This window comes from Microbacterium sufflavum, assembly GCF_023091155.1.
In the GTDB taxonomy this organism is placed as follows: Bacteria; Actinomycetota; Actinomycetes; order Actinomycetales; family Microbacteriaceae; genus Microbacterium; species Microbacterium sufflavum.
On the sequence record NZ_JAHWXK010000001.1, the window covers coordinates 1,151,031 to 1,166,378 of the forward strand.

Annotated in this window: 16 protein-coding genes and 1 pseudogene; 7 read left to right on the plus strand and 10 right to left on the minus strand. The window is 71.1% G+C overall.

What is annotated here, in order from left to right; all coding sequences use genetic code 11:
• Positions 1-5: 5 nt before the first annotated feature.
• The gene (locus tag KZC56_RS05710; RefSeq protein ID WP_136029639.1) at positions 6-713 is read left to right on the plus strand and encodes a ZIP family metal transporter; all 708 of its coding nucleotides are present in this window, start codon (positions 6-8) and stop codon (positions 711-713) included.
• A 7-nt stretch (positions 714-720) separates the two neighbouring features.
• Here KZC56_RS05710 and KZC56_RS05715 read toward each other — a convergent pair whose 3' ends face one another.
• Both KZC56_RS05715 and KZC56_RS17855 read right to left on the minus strand, forming a co-directional pair.
• Positions 721-1,128, minus strand: coding sequence for a pyridoxamine 5'-phosphate oxidase family protein (locus KZC56_RS05715; RefSeq protein ID WP_136029637.1), 408 nt, complete (start codon positions 1,126-1,128; stop codon positions 721-723).
• Between the two features lie 277 nt (positions 1,129-1,405).
• Positions 1,406-2,167 (minus strand): annotated as a pseudogene (locus tag KZC56_RS17855) (phosphotransferase family protein); the annotation flags it as partial.
• Here KZC56_RS17855 and KZC56_RS05725 point away from each other — a divergent pair.
• From KZC56_RS05725 to KZC56_RS05735, 3 genes are all read left to right on the plus strand, one after another.
• Positions 2,070-3,038: an alpha/beta hydrolase gene (locus KZC56_RS05725; RefSeq protein WP_247638066.1), complete on the plus strand. Its 969-nt coding sequence runs from the start codon at positions 2,070-2,072 to the stop codon at positions 3,036-3,038. The pseudogene KZC56_RS17855 and the gene KZC56_RS05725 sit on opposite strands and share 98 nt — an antisense overlap.
• A 115-nt stretch (positions 3,039-3,153) precedes the next feature.
• A complete protein-coding gene (locus KZC56_RS05730) occupies positions 3,154-4,149 on the plus strand; it encodes a hypothetical protein (RefSeq protein ID WP_247638067.1) in 996 nt (331 codons plus the stop codon).
• A gap of 69 nt (positions 4,150-4,218) precedes the next feature.
• Entirely contained in the window at positions 4,219-5,361 is a 1,143-nt protein-coding gene (locus KZC56_RS05735) for an ATP-binding protein (RefSeq protein ID WP_247638068.1), read from the plus strand.
• Between the two features lie 19 nt (positions 5,362-5,380).
• On the opposite strand, the gene KZC56_RS05740 is transcribed toward KZC56_RS05735, so the two are convergent.
• From KZC56_RS05740 to KZC56_RS05775, 8 genes are all read right to left on the minus strand, one after another.
• On the minus strand, positions 5,381-6,481 hold the full coding sequence (locus tag KZC56_RS05740) for a hypothetical protein (protein ID WP_247638069.1): 1,101 nt from the start codon (positions 6,479-6,481) through the stop codon (positions 5,381-5,383).
• Entirely contained in the window at positions 6,475-7,230 is a 756-nt protein-coding gene (locus KZC56_RS05745) for a hypothetical protein (RefSeq protein ID WP_247638070.1), read from the minus strand. The genes KZC56_RS05740 and KZC56_RS05745 overlap by 7 nt, the downstream gene beginning before the upstream one ends.
• Positions 7,227-8,297, minus strand: a complete 1,071-nt coding sequence (locus tag KZC56_RS05750; RefSeq protein WP_136044726.1) for a VWA domain-containing protein — start codon at positions 8,295-8,297, stop codon at positions 7,227-7,229. Before KZC56_RS05750 ends, KZC56_RS05745 begins: the two co-directional genes overlap by 4 nt.
• A complete protein-coding gene (locus tag KZC56_RS05755; protein WP_206252094.1) occupies positions 8,294-9,280 on the minus strand; it encodes a VWA domain-containing protein in 987 nt (328 codons plus the stop codon). The genes KZC56_RS05750 and KZC56_RS05755 overlap by 4 nt, the downstream gene beginning before the upstream one ends.
• Positions 9,271-9,756 (minus strand): hypothetical protein, encoded by a 486-nt coding sequence (locus KZC56_RS05760; protein WP_136030821.1) that lies wholly within the window; start codon positions 9,754-9,756, stop codon positions 9,271-9,273. Before KZC56_RS05760 ends, KZC56_RS05755 begins: the two co-directional genes overlap by 10 nt.
• Positions 9,743-10,630 carry a DUF58 domain-containing protein gene (locus tag KZC56_RS05765; protein ID WP_247638071.1) on the minus strand — a complete coding sequence of 296 codons (888 nt, stop codon included), beginning with the start codon at positions 10,628-10,630 and terminating at the stop codon, positions 9,743-9,745. Before KZC56_RS05765 ends, KZC56_RS05760 begins: the two co-directional genes overlap by 14 nt.
• Before the next feature lie 9 nt (positions 10,631-10,639).
• Complete coding sequence (locus KZC56_RS05770; protein ID WP_205812810.1) at positions 10,640-11,746, minus strand: AAA family ATPase; 1,107 nt, start codon at positions 11,744-11,746, stop codon at positions 10,640-10,642.
• A gap of 125 nt (positions 11,747-11,871) precedes the next feature.
• Positions 11,872-12,801 carry a DMT family transporter gene (locus KZC56_RS05775; RefSeq protein ID WP_247638072.1) on the minus strand — a complete coding sequence of 310 codons (930 nt, stop codon included), beginning with the start codon at positions 12,799-12,801 and terminating at the stop codon, positions 11,872-11,874.
• A gap of 214 nt (positions 12,802-13,015) precedes the next feature.
• On the opposite strand from KZC56_RS05775, the gene KZC56_RS05780 reads away from it, so the two are divergent.
• From KZC56_RS05780 to KZC56_RS05790, 3 genes are all read left to right on the plus strand, one after another.
• Complete coding sequence (locus KZC56_RS05780; RefSeq protein WP_308194337.1) at positions 13,016-14,443, plus strand: trimethylamine monooxygenase; 1,428 nt, start codon at positions 13,016-13,018, stop codon at positions 14,441-14,443.
• A 257-nt stretch (positions 14,444-14,700) separates the two neighbouring features.
• Positions 14,701-14,967 carry a hypothetical protein gene (locus KZC56_RS05785; RefSeq protein ID WP_136045860.1) on the plus strand — a complete coding sequence of 89 codons (267 nt, stop codon included), beginning with the start codon at positions 14,701-14,703 and terminating at the stop codon, positions 14,965-14,967.
• A complete protein-coding gene (locus tag KZC56_RS05790; RefSeq protein WP_247638073.1) occupies positions 14,964-15,341 on the plus strand; it encodes a type II toxin-antitoxin system VapC family toxin in 378 nt (125 codons plus the stop codon). Before KZC56_RS05785 ends, KZC56_RS05790 begins: the two co-directional genes overlap by 4 nt.
• The last annotated feature ends 7 nt before the right edge of the window (positions 15,342-15,348 follow it).

A 15,348-nucleotide genomic window follows, 5' to 3' on the forward strand; every position in this document is an offset into this window, starting at 1 on the left:
TGCGTATGGGTGGAGCGATCCTGTGGGGAGCCGTCGCCGCGGCGCCGCTGTTCGTCGGTGCGGTCCTGGCCCTGCTGCGCACCTGGCCGCCGCGCTGGCTCGGCATCGTGCTCGGCTTCGGCGCGGGCGCCCTCATGGCCTCCATCGCGTTCGAGCTGTGGGAGGAGGGGCTGGACCGCGGCGGACCGCTCCCCCTCGTGGCCGGTGTCGCGCTCGGCGCGCTCAGCTACTACGTCGCCGCCCGCATCCTCGACGCCCGCGCCGCCCGCACGAAGGGGCAGGCCGGGGGCGGGCAGCTCGCCGTCGGCGCTCTGCTGGACGGCATTCCCGAGCAGCTCGTGCTCGGCATCGGTCTGGCCTCGGGGGAGCCGGTGAGCATCGCGCTCGTGGTCGCCATCCTGGTGTCGAACCTGCCGGAGTCGATCGGGTCCGCCGCCGACCTGCTCGACGGCGGGATGGCGAAGTCGCGCGTGCTGCTGCTGTGGCTGGGGGTCGCGGTGGCGTGCGCCGCCGCCACGGTCGCCGGGTTCGCCCTCGCCAGTGTGACCGGCGACGTGTTCCGCTCCGGGGCGAGCGGCTTCGCGGCCGGCGCGCTGCTGGTCATGCTCGTCGACTCGATGGTGCCCGAGGCGCAGTCCAAGGCCAAGGAGTCGACGGGGCTCGCGACCGTGCTCGGCTTCGCGCTCGCCGCGGGGCTCGCCTTCGCGTCCTGACGCGGGGTCAGACCTTCGGGGTGCGGCTGTCGCGCTGCACGCTGCGGCCCGACATCGTCTCGATGTGCAGCAGCAGGGCCAGGTCGCGGTCCTCTCCGGCCCACGGGTGCACGCGGGCCGAGATGCCGGCCGCATCCTCCTCGGGCGCGCGCGACAGGGTGCCGTGCATCAGCACGCTCCACGCCGTGGCGCCCAGCGGGTCGTGATAGTCGACCTCGAACGCGACCGCCGCCGGCACCGTCGTCACGGCGGCCAGCAGCCCCTCCGCCGAGGTGCGCAACAGGATGTCGCGGCCGGACAGGGCGTAGTTGACCGGGTGGATGTGCACGCGGCCGTCGTGCAGGAAGCCGATGCGGCCGACCGTGGTGGTGGTCAGCAGTTCGTAGGACTGATCGGGCTCGAGCTCTCGGATCATGCGGATGCTCCCTCCGTCTGGCGCCAGTGTAGCCAGCGGCCGGTGGATGTTCGAGGGCCCATCGCCCGGACCGGACGAGGCTCCTTCGTTCGGCCCGGCTTCGTTCAGCCCGGCCAGGCGCGCAACTCGGCCGTGAGCTGCGCGAAGTACTCGGGTGGACCGGCCTCGGCGAACCACAGCCAGAGCTCCGCGGCGTGGATCGGGAACCACGCCCGCACCGCCGCGGGGTCGGCACCGTAGCCTCGATCAGCGCATCGGCCGAGCGGGGATCCTTGCGCGCGGCGCCCCATGCCGCGCGGGACAGCTCGCGCACCGGATCGCCCGCGTGCGCGGCCTCCCAGTCCACGACACCGGTGATGCGGCCGTCCGCCGCGAGCACGTTGCCGTCGGTCCAGTCCCCGTGGCAGAAGACGACGCCGGCCGAGGGCGGGATCGCCAGGGGAAGGGCAGGACCGTCGGCGGCGCGGTACCGGGCGATGATCGCGGCGTCGTCGGGCGCGGGCGGCAGGTCCTCCGGGGCGACGAGGTCGTGCAGCCGCCGGAGGATGACGGCCGACGCCCGCAGTGCGGCGAGCCGCGTGTCCGCATCACCCTCGTCCAGCCGGGCGCCGGGCAGCTCGGTCATCAGGATCACTCCGGCGCGCTCCTCCACGACCTGTGGCACCGGCAGCCCCGAATCCGCGAGGGCACGCAGCGCGCGCACCTCGGTGTCGTGACGCGCCGGGTCGGACAACCGCTTCTCGACCAGCCGGCGCCCGTCGCGCTCGACCAGTCGCACCGTCCCGACCGCACCCTGCCGCATCCCGCCATCCTCGCAGCACCCCGACGGACGGCGGAGTGATCGGCCCGTATCCGCCGCAGGTGGCGGGTTACCCTCGGGTGCGGCCCGCACGATCCTGGGGGCATGCCACCGCGTCGGTGGCGAGGACAAAGGAGTTCTGATGACCGACACGCTCGCCCGTCCCCCGTTCGACCCCGAGCTGGAGGCGGCCCTCGCCCTGGTCGCCGACCAACTGCCCCCCACGCTCACCGCCGACATGATCCCGCTCCTGCGCGAGAGCCCCGTCAGCGGCGAGGACGAGATCTTCTCGGTGCTCTCGGAGCGCGGCTTCACCTGGCGCGACGTGTCGATCACCGGCCACGACGACGGAGAGATCGTGGTGTCGGTGATCGAGAAGCAGGGCCGCACCGGCACCGGGCCCGGCTTCTTCCACACCCACGGCGGCGGCATGATCATCGGGAACCGCTGGCTCGGCGTGGTCGGCTTCCTGGACTGGGCCGAGCGTTACAACGGCGTCATCGTGACCGTCGAGTACCGGCTGGCTCCCGAGTTCCCGGATCCCTACCCGGTGGAGGACTGCTACGCGGGGCTGCGCTGGGCGGCCCACCACGCGGACGAGCTCGGCATCGACCCGACCCGCCTGCTGATCGGCGGAGGCAGCGCCGGCGGAGGCCTGGCGGCCGGCACGGCGCTCCTCGCCCGAGACCGGCGCGGCCCCGAGCTGATCGGGCAGCTGCTGATCTACCCGATGCTCGACGACCGCGACGCCACCGTCTCGACGCGGCAGATCGACGGCATCGGGGTGTGGGACCGCGGCTCCAACCTCACCGGATGGACGGCGCTCCTGGGTGACCGCCGGGGCGACGACGACGTCTCGATCTACGCGGCACCGGCCAGGGCCACCGACCTCAGCGGTCTCCCGCCCGCGTTCATCGACTGCGGCAGCGCGGAGGTCTTCCGCGACGAGGACGTCGCCTACGCCACGAAGCTCTGGGAAGCGGGCGTGCACGCCGAGCTGCACGTCTGGGCCGGGGGCTTCCACGGCTTCGACATGTTCGCCCCGCACGCCGCCGTCGCGCAGGCCATGCTGGCCGCCCGCGACAACTGGGTGAATCGCCTGCTCGCCTGAGCCCCTGCTCGACCCGCTCCCGTCGCCCGTTCCGTCGCCCGCCAGCGCCGGGAGCGAGGAGACGGCGACGGGAACGGCCGCAGTAGGGTGGAACCCCCGCGCGATGGAGCCCGACATGCAAGATCTGCTGGGGCGGATCACCGCCCTCGATCCCGATGCCAGCGAGACTCTGAAGGTCGTGACGTACTTCGACGCGCTGGTCTCCCGCTCCGTCGGCGTGGAGAGCATGCTCAGGGGTGCGGCCGTGCTCAGCGGCGCGACGGTCGGCCAGAGGGATGGTGCGCAGGTCGTGCGCGTCCGCGCCGACGGCGTCCGCATCGATCCTGTCGTGCTGTCCTCGACCTGGCCGACGCGCGAGAGCGGCCCGGACGCGGTGGTCTGGATCGAGCGGGAGGGTGAGCTGCACACGAACGACGCGATGATCCTGGAACGCCTCGCTCTCGCGCTCGGCATCATCCGCGCTCGGCGACGGGTCGGCGAGGACGGCGCCGTCGAGCTCGCCATCAGCTCCTACGCGGCCGTCGACGAGCGGGCGGCGGTGCTGCCCCGACTGCGTCTCGCCCCGGGAGCACTGCGGGTGGTGGCGTCGCCGCCCGATCCGTCGCCGTCGCCCGCGCACCCGTCGGCGATCGTCGCCACTCGCCACGGCCTCACGCGCGCGACGATTCTCCCCGCCGACGTCGAGCCGGCGTCCGCATGGGAGGCCTCCGGCGCGGTGCGGCTCGGTGCGGGCACGGTCGCGCGTGCAGAGAACCTGCCTTCGTCCTGGTCGGCGGCGCTCGTGGCCGTCCGGCTGACCAGCGATGAGCGACCATTCGTCGACGCGACCGACCTGGGCGTCCTGCTCCTGGTCGCGCAGACCGCGGACGGCGATTCCCGGCATCCCGACGTGGTGGCCCTCAGCCGCATCGACGCCCGCAATCGCGAACTGCTCGATGCGGTCGTGGACGAGCACAGCGTGCGCGCCGCTGCCGTGCGTCTGGGACGGCATCACTCGAGCGTGCAGGAGCGGCTCACGGCACTGATCGAGACCCTGGGCTACGATCCCCGTACTCCGCTCGGGCAGGCTCGATACGTGGCGGCGCGAATGCTGCTCGCCCTCGGGGACTGAGGTCACTCGAAATATTCGTGTTCGGCAATAAAGATCAATAAAGATGTAGATTGCCCAGGTGGAGCCGGAGTGCGTCCTCCCGAGCTCGTCGGCCGCCAATCCGAGGTCGACTTCGTCAACCTGATGATCGCCAAGAGCACGCAGCGACGCAACGACGGCGGTCTCATCATGTACGGCCTCCGCGGAGTGGGAAAAACCGTCCTCCTCAATGAGTTACAGCAGCTGGTCGGCCGCGCCGGATGGGTGACGGTCCAGCTCGAAGCCAGGCCGGGTCAGTCCGGGCGGCTGGCCGTTCGTCAATCGCTCGGACGAGGCATCGCCATGGCAGGACGGCAGATGGCTCGATTCCGTTCCGCCGTCGAGGAGGTCAAGACGGCGATCTCGACGATCTCGGCGTTCTCGTTCACCGTCGCGGGCGTGTCGATGAACCTCGGCGTGGACCGCTCCGACCATCGTGCGAACTCCGGGCTCCTCGAAGTCGATCTCGAAGAACTCGTGGCCGACCTGGCTGAGCCGCTGAGGAAGAACAACAGTGCGTTGGCGATCTTCGTCGACGAGATGCAGGACCTGGATGTCGATCTGCTGACGGCGCTCCTCGCCGTTCAGCATCGCGCAGTGCAGTCGGATTGGCCTTTCTTCATCATCGGAGCGGGACTGTCGACGCTTCGCCGCACGCTCGCGGAGGCCCGCTCCTACGTGGAGCGGTTCACGATCCGCGAGGTCGGGGCGCTGCCGGACGAAGAAGCGAGAGCCGCGGTCAGAAACCCAGCGACGGCGCTGGGAGCGAAGATCTCCGATGATGCGTTGGAGGCGATCCTCGGCGAGGCGCAGGGGTACCCGTTCTTCCTTCAGACGTTCGGGAAAGCCGTCTGGGACATCGCCCCCGATCGGAACATCGATCGTGAGATCGCCGTCGCGGGAATCGCCGAAGGCAACGCCGATCTCGATCAGAACTTCTTCCCGGCTCGGTGGGATCGCACGACTCCCGGTGAGCGGCAGTACTTGCGCGCGATGGTGGACGTGGGAGGGGGAGACATGGCGAGCACGTCGGCGATCGCGGAGCAGCTCGGAACCGCGGCGACGTCCTTGAGTCCCGTTCGGCAGTCTCTCATCGAGAAGGGGATCATCTATGCCGAACGTCGGGGGTACGTCAGCTTCACGGTGCCCAACATGGACAGGTTCATCCGGCGCCAGGCGGACACCGACGAGTAGGCAGCGCGACTGACTGAGGTCACTCGAAGCCGGGGTAGTCCTGCAGCTTCTCCTGGAACTCGGCACGGTCGGCCTCGCTCAGCACGGCGCTCGCGATCACCACGAGCTGCAGACCCTCCAGTGGCTCGCCGGTGCGGGCGCTCTGCGCCTCCCGCGAGGTGCGGAAACCGCCGTCGACGTCGTTCGACAGGTCGTAGATGTTGGCGTAGAACCGCAGCGGATCCGGGTAGTTCTCGGTGTAGTACTCCCAGGTGGTCTGCGTGCGCGGGTCGTCGCTGCCGTAGAGCTTCGCGATCATCGACGGGTCGATGCCCGAGTTCGCCGGGTCGTTGAACGCGTACAGATCCCACAGCCCGTGGTCGAGCACGACCTCGTTCACCACCCGCATGACCTCGAGCTTGCGGTCGTAGTCCTGCACCGGCTCGTTCGTCGCCCACGCGGCCGTCGTGAACTCGTACAGCATCGACTCGCCGCCGTAGCCGTTGCGCTCCGGCCGCAGGTCTTCCGCGCCCACCTGCGTCCACGTGTAGCCGAACTCGTCCGTGAGCCGGGCGCGCACATCCGCGAACAGCTCGTCGGCCGTGGCCCGCACCTCCTCCAGCGACTGCTGCGACAGCGCCTGCTGGGGGTCGGTGCCCTTGATGCCCGGATACCCCTCCGCGTGCCGCTGCTCCGCGGTCTTCACGCCCTCGTAGTCGCCCGAGGCGGAAGTGCGCAGGGCGCTCAGCGCGCCGACGGTCGCCACGTTCAGCAGCACCGTCACCACCAGGGCGATCGCGCCGAGCCGTCGTGCACCCGGGGAGAACAGCGCCGCGACCACGACGCCGAGCACCACCAGCTGCAGGGCGAGGAACGTGACCCCGTACAGCAGGTCGGTGCCGCCGGCGGCCAGCACCCCGAGCAGGGTCAGGGAGAACAGGATCGCCGCGACGAGGGCGATCCAGCCGAACGCGGAGCCCGGGGTGCGCTTCTCGTCGACCGGTGCCGCGGGCAGCGGCGGAGGTGTGAGGTCGGGCTGTCGCCGCTTGGCCCCCGCATACCCGCCGGGGGGAGGGACGGGCGGCGCACCCTCGGCCCCGCCCACATAGCGGGCGCGCTGACGCTCGTTGTCGCTCACCATGGCTTGTCCGTTCCCGAGCCGCCCGGATCGTCGCCCTGCTGCTGGTCGCGCTCCTGCGTGCCCTGGTTGAGCTTGTCCTGGAGGTCCTGCAGCTTGTCGTCGGACGGCTGCGGCTGCTCCTCCTGCTCCTGCTCCTCGGGCTCCTGCGGCTGCTGCTCCTGTTCCTGCTCCTGCTGCTTCTGCTTGAGCCGGTCCTCCGCGCCGTCGAGGGTGTCGGACATGTCGCGCTGCGGGTCGGGCGACTGCTGCTGCGCCTCCTCGCTGCGGCACTCCTCCGGCGTCTCCACCGTGAGGGTGAGGGCCTCGCCGTAGAGCTCCGCGGCCGCCGCACCGTCGCCGTCCGCCCTGGCCGCATCGCCCATCCGCTCCACGACCAGCGCGAGGTTGATGCGCACCGCGCACACCTCCAGTCCGGTGGCGAGGTCGAGCGCCCGCTCCAGCTCCGCTCTGGCCGCCGGCAGGTCCTCCGCACCGGCGAGGGCGGTGCCGATGTTGTACGGCGCCTTGTACGGCTCGAACCAGTTCAGGAACTCCTGGCCGCGGGCGGCGGACTCTGACCCGGCGAAGTCGTCGACCACGTACGACGTGATCGACTGGTGCGCGAACGCGTACATGCTCAGGATCTTGCCCACCACGAGCAGTGCGGCGAGAGTGAGCGGCAGCGTGCCGATGGCCACCCAGCGGCGGATGCGGCGGCGGCGTCGGTGGGACCGCAGCAGCGCGGCGGCCGTGTCGTCGTGCGCGGTCATGCGCCGCCTCCGTCTCTCGCGGGTGCGGGGTCGACGGAGTCGCGGCGGCGGGCGGGTGCGAGTCCCCGGAGCCGCGCGATGAGCGTGGTCGCCCGCAGCAGCTCGACCCCGAGGAGCGCGAGCAGCACGAGCGCCGCGATCCAGTACAGCTCTGTGACGTTGCCGACCTCGCCCGATTCGGCGTAGCTGGTCGTGGTCGACGGCGCCTCCGGCAGCACGGGCTCGGTGTCGGCGGTGCGGTGCTGGTACTCCACGCCCAGTTGCTCGGCGACGGTCTGCAGGTTCTGCTCGTCGATCACCGACAGCGCGTCCGAGCCCTCGTACTGGATGTACTCGCCCTCGCCGCCGCTCACGCCACCGCTCGTCACCCGCATCGGACCGCCCTCCGCGGTGCCGTAGCCGAACACCGCCCCCGCATCCGTGTACTTCGCGCTCTTGTCGAACGACTCGGGCGTGGTGCCCGTGGTCTGCTCGCCGTCGCCGAGGTAGAACACCATGCGCGACCGGTCCGGCGAGGCCTCGGCGGCGGAGCGCAGCGTGTCCTCCAGCAGCCCGGCGGCGACCCCGATCGAACTGCCGCGCGACTGGCTGGTGACCTCGGGGCGCAGCACGTCGAGCGAACCGATCAGCGCGGTGGTGTCGGTGGTCAGCGGCATCCGCAGCTGGGCGGACGCGTCGGAGGTGATCATCGCGAACCGTGCGCCCGGGTACTGCGCGACCAGCTCGCGCACGTCGGCGCGCACCCCGTCGAGCCGCGGAGAGCCCTCGTCCCAGTCCTCCGCGACGATGCTGGCGGTGGTGTCGACCACCAGCACGACGTCGGTGTCGGTCGCGAGGGTCTGGGTCGCGCCGCCGGGGATGCCCGGGCGCAGCAGCATCGCGAAGCACGCGAGCACCATCAGCAGTCGCAGGGCCCATAGCGAGCGGTGCGCGGCGATCGCACGGCGGTCGGTCACGCGCTCGCCGCCGGCCCGGGGTGCGCGCACCAGCATCCACACCGCGGCGGCGGCCACGGCACCGCACAGCAGCACCACGAGGATCAGGGGGAGGACGGGCTGGAAGATCACAGTCGCACCCTCCACGCCAGCAGCACGAAGCCGAGCGCCACGACCGACAGCACCGCGATCCACAGGTTCGGGGCGTCGGTCCACACCACCTGCGCCTCACCGCGCAACGCCGTCGCGTCCTGCTCCTGCACCTGGTCGACGATGTCCGACACGGTCGTGGTGTCGCGCAGACCGAAGGCCGCGCCGCCGGTGGCCTCGGCGGCGGCGGTCAGCTCGGCGCTCACCGCGGCGTCCTTGCCCTCGACCGGGTTGATCGCGAAAACCCGCACGCCGTTCGACGCGGCGTACGCCGCCGCCTCCTGCAGCGTCACGATCGAGGCGCCGTTCACCTCGTTGTCCGTCGCGAAGATCACCGACCGCGACCGGTCGTCGTCGGGATGGTCGAAGCCCATCGCGCACGCGGCCAGGCCGTCGCCGATCAGCGAGGCGCCGTCGCCGTTGAGGGTCCCGACCCAGTGCTCGGGGATGCGGTCGACGTAGTCGAAGCTCGACACCATGCTCGTCAGGTGCTCGCGGATGAAGTCGTAGTCGTCGGTCAGGGGGAAGATCTGCACGGGAGAGCTGTTGAAGATCGTCAGCCCGATGCGCTCGCCCTCGAAGCCGTCCAGCAACTCCTCGAACACCGACAGCACCTCGACGTCGACCTCGCTCATCGACCCCGACACGTCGAGGCACAGCATGATGTCGCGGCTGCTGTTGACCGGCTGGATGGTCTGCGCGGCCATGGGTCGCGCGGCCACCACGCCGGCCACGAGCGCCGCGACCGCGCCGAGCGCCAGGATCCCCGACAGTGCGAGCACGCGCCGTGACAGCGCCTGGCGGAACGACGGCAGCGTGCGCAGCCGTTCGGCTCGCGCGACCCGCGCGGTGTCACCGGCCGCACGACCGCCCCGCCGCCGCAACCCCAGCACGAGCCCGACCGCGACCGCCACGACCACGACGGCCGCGGCGAGGATCAGCATCCACACGTTCGCTAGTGCCATGCGCGCACCACCGTCCTGGCGGCCGCGGCCCCCGCCACGGGGTCGATCGCCGGACCCTGCCGGAAGATGCTCGGGTAGTAGTGCCGGCCCATCGCGTCGATCAGGGCCGGGTTCACGCCACGGGCGACCAGGTCGTCGAGCGCGAGCACGGGCGCCTCCAGGCCGCTGTACTCGTTCACGAACGCGCGCACCACGCGGCTGAGCTCGAGGTTCGCCTGCCGCGCCGACAGCCGGCGCCCGAGGTAGTCGTTCTCCACGGCCTGGATGCGGTCGAGGTACTCCGTGCGCAGCACCGACAGCACGTCGAGCGTCGAGGGCGTCGCGCCCGTGGCGGCCGGGGCCGCGGTGCGCGGGGGTCGCGTGAGCACGATCAGCAGCCACGCGCCGAGCACCAGCAGCGCCAGGATGCCGAGCGCGAGCAGCATCCAGCCCCAGCCGTACTGCGCCGGCGGGTAGAGCTCGTCAGAGCCGGGCATTCGACCTCCGGTTCAGCAGCCGCAGCAGCTGCGACACGGCGTCGTCCTGTCCGTCGAGCGCGGCGTGGCTGATCTCCATGCGGGTGAGGAGGTCGGCGAGGCGGGCGGCGTCGGCATCGCGCTGCGCCGTGAGCTCCTGCACGATGCCGCGGTCGCCCTGCACGAAGTCGGGCACCTGCCACCGGCTGTCCACGTCGACGCGCAGCCGCCCGGTGCGGTGGTCGAGCACGGGGTCGGCGTCGCGCAGCGTGAGCCACAGCACGTCGTGCTGCACGCGCAGCCTCCGCAGCAGTCGCTCGGTCTCGGAGGTGACCGGGGCCTCGTCGGTGAGCACGACCACGATCATGCGGCGGGCGACGGTGCGGGTGACGAACGACAGCAGCGCGTCGCGGTCGCTCGGGGCCGCCGCGTCGTCCACCGCGCGATCGAGTGTGCGCAGGGCGTGCTCGAGGGCGCCCTCGCTGCGACCGGGAGCCAGGCGGCGCACCCTGGACGCATCGCCGTAGACCACGGTGAAGTCGTCGCCGTGGCGCAGCGTGAGCACGCCGAGGGCCCCGGTGGCCAGGATCGCGAGCTCCTTCTTCGAGCGCTCGTCGGCGGCCAGGGCGGCCATCGAGCGACCGGTGTCCACCACGAACATCACGGTGTGCATGCGCGTGGCCCGCGACCGCTTCACCAGCGGCGTGCCCAGCCGGGCGGTCGCGCGCCAGTCGATGTCGCGCACCTGATCGCCGTACTCGTACTTGCGCAGGTCCTCGAAGTCGAGGCTCCGTCCGTGCAGCAGCGACGCGTAGGCGCCGTCGAGCGCGTGCAGGGATTTGCGCGACGAGTGGATGAAGAGCTTGCTCTTCACCTGGGTGATCAGGCTGGCCATGGCGGTGCGTCAGGGCGTGGGGACCGAGGCGAAGATCTGGTCGATGATCTCCTCGCTGCGGATGCCCTCGGCGTCGGCCTCGAACGTCAGCAGCACGCGGTGGCGCAGCACGAGGTGCCGGAGGGCGCGGATGTCCTCCGGCAGCACGTGCGCGCGTCCGTTCAGGAGGGCGAGGGCTCGCGACGCCTGCAGGAACGCGATGCTCGCGCGGGGGCTGGCGCCGTACTTGATGTAGCGGGCGCGCTCCTCGCCGATGTACGGCGCCGGATTCCGGGTGACGTAGGCGAGCGACACGATGTAGTTGCGGATCGCGGGGTCGACGTAGATGCGGCTCGCGACGTCTTGCAGCAGGTGCACGTCGTCGAGCGTGACGGCGCTGGACACGTGCCGGTCGGGGTCGAGCACGCCGGAGTCGATGCGGCTGAGGATCTCGAACTCGTCGGCGGGGCTCGGGTACTCGACGATCTCCTTCAGCAGGAACCGGTCCATCTGCGCCTCGGGCAGCTCGTAGGTGCCCTCCTGCTCGATGGGGTTCTGCGTCGCGATCACCAGGAACGGCTTCGGCAGCGGGTGGATCTCGCCGCCGATCGTGGTCTGGTGCTCCTGCATCGCCTCGAGCATCGCGCTCTGGGTCTTGGCGCTGGAGCGGTTGATCTCGTCGAGCAGCACGAAGTTGGCGTGCACGGGGCCGAGCACGGTGCGGAACGTGCCGGTCGCGGCGTCGTAGATCTGGTTGCCCGTGATGTCGCTGGGCAGCAGGTCGGGCGTGCACTGGATGCGCTTGAACTGCGCCTTCACGGTGTCGGCCAGGGTGCTCGCGGCGGTGGTCTTCGCGAGACCCGGCACGCTCTCCAGCAGGATGTGGCCGCCCGCGATGAGCGAGACGAGCAGGCTGGTGCGCAGGCGCTCCTGGCCGACCATCTTCGCCGAGTACGCGTCGGAGATGGTCTTCAGCACGCCGGTGGCGCGGGCCATCTCGGCCTCGGTGGGTGCGGGCTTCTCGCCGGGCGCGGGCGTCGGAGCCGGGGTGGCGGCGGGCGAGGTCGCGGCGGAGGGAGCGGGCGGGGGCGGCGGTGCGGAGATCGTCGGCGGAGTCTGCGCGTCGGGCTCGGTCATCGGTCGGTTCGTCTCCCTCGTTCACACGCGGGACCACGTCGTGCCCCTCCGCCGACCAGCGTAATCGCAACGACGGGACGCGCGCCCGCCGAACAGGGCGGCGTCGGCCTCGGGGAACCCGCGGATCAGCGGGCGCGGCGCCAGCGCAGGCGCGTGATGAGCACCCCGAGCAGGCACAGGGCGCCACCGACGAACATGAGCGGCGTCGGCACCTCGCCCAGGATCATCCACGACATCAGGATCGCGAGCGCCGGGACGACGTAGGTCGTGGCGGAGGTCTTGCCCGCGGTACTGCGCTGCAGCACGTACGCCCAGGTGGTGAACGCGATCGCCGTGGGGAACACGCCCAGGTACACCACCCACAGGGTCGCGTCGAGGGGCGCGGACTGCACGTCGGCCACGAGCGGACCGATCCACGGCAGCAGGGCGATCGTGCCCGCGGCCGCGCCGAGCCACGTGAGCGTGGTCGCGTCGGCACCCCCGCTCAGCAGGTGCTTCTGCAGCAGCGTGCATCCGGCGTACATGACCGCGGCCAGCAGAGCGAGCAGGAGCCCGGTGATGTCCGGACCGGTGCTGCTCGTGGAGTTCATGCCGATCAGCACCACGCCGAGGAACGCGATGGGTGCGCCGATGATCAGCGGGCGAGGGAAGCCCTCCCGCAGGAACAGTCCGCTGAACACCACCACCATGAGCGGAGCCAGATTGACCACCATCGCCGCCGTCCCCGCGTCGAGCGTGCGCTCCGCGCTGTTCAGGGCCAGGTTGTACACGCAGAACCATCCGACGCCCCACAGCACGATGAGCAGCCACTGCCGCCGGTCGGGGAGGCGGATGCCGTGGCGGAGCGCGATCACCGTCAGCGCGAGCGTGCCGACGGCCATGCGCAGCAGCGCGAGCGCACCGGGGTCGTAGTGCGGGCCCGCTCCGCGGATGCCGATGAACGCCGAGGCCCAGAGCACCACCGTGACCACGGCGGCGAGGAGGACGAGCACGCCCTGACGGCGGCCGGGCGCGCGCTGCTCGACCGTGGGCTCTGGCGTGGGGGTGTGCGGCACCGTCCGATCCTCCCACCGGCCTCCGACAGCGGGCGATCCTCGGGAGCGACAGCCGTCGTCGCTTTCCCGCCAGGCCGCCGGTGGGGCACTGCTAACGTCGAAGAGCAGCCACTGTCCGGGCAGGTCGAGCGTTCCGCTCCCCCCGGAGAAGGACTGTCCTCCTCACCCGGATACGGCTGCGCCCGATACATGACGACGAGTGTGAGGACCATACGTGACGAACAGTGAACGAGTAGCGATCATCGGTGCCGGCCCCTCGGGGATGGCACAGCTGCGGGCCTTCGAGTCCGCGGCCCGTGCGGGGGCGGACATCCCCGACCTGGTCTGCTTCGAGAAGCAGGCCGACTGGGGCGGCCAGTGGAACTACACCTGGCGCACCGGACTGGACGAGTTCGGCGAGCCCGTGCACTCCAGCATGTACCGCAACCTGTGGTCGAACGGCCCGAAGGAGGCGCTGGAGTTCGCCGACTACACCTTCGACGAGCACTTCGGCCGTCCGATCTCGTCGTATCCGCCGCGCCCCGTGCTGTGGGACTACATCGCCGGACGCCTCGCGAAGACGCGGGTGCGCGACCTGATCCGCTTCCAGACCGCCGTGCGCTGGGTGGAGTTCGACGAGGAGCGCGAGGTGTTCACGCTCACCAGCGAGCACCTGCCCACCGGAGCGACGACCACGGAGGAGTTCGACCGCGTGGTGGTGGCCAGCGGGCACTTCTCCTTCCCGAACGTGCCGCACGTCGACGGCATCGAGACCTTCCCCGGATCGATCTCGCACGCGCACGACTTCCGCGGTGCCGAAGCGCTGGCCGGCCGCGACGTGCTCGTGATCGGGTCGAGCTACTCCGCGGAGGACATCGGCAGCCAGGCGTTCAAGATGGGCGCCCGCTCCGTCACCGCCAGCTACCGCTCCGCGCCCATGGGGTACGACTGGCCGGAGGGCTTCGAGGAGCGTCCGGTCGTGCAACGGTTCGACGGCAGCGTGGCGCACTTCGCCGACGGCACCTCCATGCGCGTGGATGCGGTGATCCTCTGCACCGGCTACCTGCACCGGTACCCCTTCCTCCCGGGCGACCTCGCACTGTCGTCGCCCAACAACGTCTACCCGGACGGGCTCTACCGCGGTGTGCTGTGGCAGCAGAACCCGCGGCTGGCGTACCTGGGCGCGCAGGACCAGTGGTTCACGTTCAACATGTTCGACGCGCAGGCGTGGTTCGTGCGCGACGTGATCCTCGGTCGCATCGAGCTCCCCGACGAGGCGGAGCGGGCGGCCTCGATCGCGCAGTGGCGGGAGCGCTTCGACCGGATCGACTCGGCGGCGACCGAGATCCGCTTCCAGGCGGACTACATCCGTGACCTCCTGGAGTGCACCGACTATCCGGCGTTCGACCTCGACCGCGTCGTCGAGATCTTCCTGGCGTGGAAGCGCGACAAGAAGGCGGACATCATGGGGTACCGCGACCGCGTGTACGCCTCGGTCATGACGGGCACCCTCGCCGCCGTGCATCACACGCCCTGGCTGGAGGAGCTCGACGACTCGCTCGACCGCTACCTCGACGTGGACCCGGATGCCCGTGGCGCGGCGCTGCTCACCGGCGACCCGGCGGCGGACGACGACGAGCGCGAGGCGTTGCTGCCCGCCTGATCGGATTCGTCGGGGTGCTCTCGCGACGATCAGCCCCCTGGGCGGCGCGAGAGCACCTCGTCGGGTGCCGTCCTTGGCGGGGTAAAGGGCGGAGCCCGACGCCACCGTCCGCTGCACCCAACGGTTCGGTGGCGACAGGGGTAGCGTGACACCGGGTCACGCGCTCCACAAGATCAGCGGCGGGCGATCACCCGGGTGATGTCCGCTTTCGTCGACGTCGGTGTTACACCGCAGACTGCTGGTGTTACACTTGACGCATGCCGACCAAGCACCCGCGGACCAACATCACGCACACGCCGCAGGTCGCCCGCGCCCTTGACGTGGCACGACGGCGGTGGCCGGAGGAGGAGCGCGACAGTGCCCTGATCCTCCTCCTTCTCGAAGAGGGCGCCCGCGCGGTCGAAGAGCACGCGGATGAGGGTGATGCCCGGCGGGCGCAGCGACTCCGTTCTCTCGCCGGTCGGTACTCGGGTGTCTACGGCGACGATTACCTGGAGCGCGTCCGCGAAGGCTGGGACGAGTGATCGTCGTCGACGCGGGTGTGCTCATCGGTCTGCTCGACGACCGCGACGCGCACCACCGGGCGGCACTGGAGATGCTCGAGCGCACACCGCCGCCGTACCTGGTGCATCCGCTCACGCTCGCCGAAGTGCTGGTCGGGCCGGCCAGGGTCGGTCGCGAGGCTCAGGCCTGGGACGACCTGAAAGAGATCGGCGTCGAGGTCGCGGCCCTCGGCCCTGACGAGCCGCTGGCTCTTGCACGGTTGCGCGCCGAGCACCGGTTGACGATGCCGGACACGTGTGTGCTCGCCACGGCCGTGCATCACGGGTGCCGTCTCGCGACGTTCGATCGTCAGCTGGCCGTGGCCGCCGCGCGCAGCGGACGCGCGCTCGACTGACCGCGCC